Origin of the sequence: Catenulispora rubra (assembly GCF_015356825.1) — a bacterium.
In the GTDB taxonomy this organism is placed as follows: Bacteria; Actinomycetota; Actinomycetes; order Streptomycetales; family Catenulisporaceae; genus Catenulispora; species Catenulispora rubra.
The window spans coordinates 1-264 of the sequence record NZ_JAACYW010000852.1; the positions used below are offsets into that span (position 1 = coordinate 1).

The window sequence follows — 264 nt, forward strand, 5'->3', positions numbered from 1 at the left end:
GGTTGAGACAGTCGAGAAGTCGTTACGCCATTCGTGCAGGTCGGAACTTACCCGACAAGGAATTTCGCTACCTTAGGATGGTTATAGTTACCACCGCCGTTTACTGGCGCTTAAGTTCTCAGCTTCGGAATCGCTTCCTAACCGGTCCCCTTAACGTTCCAGCACCGGGCAGGCGTCAGTCCGTATACATCGTCTTGCGACTTCGCACGGACCTGTGTTTTTAGTAAACAGTCGCTTCTCGCTGGTCTCTGCGACTCCCCCCAG

Annotated in this window: 1 rRNA gene; it reads right to left on the bottom strand. The window is 53.8% G+C overall.

The features are described 5' to 3' along the window. Positions 1-264: ribosomal RNA gene (locus GWK61_RS55710) — 23S ribosomal RNA — on the bottom strand; the annotation flags it as partial.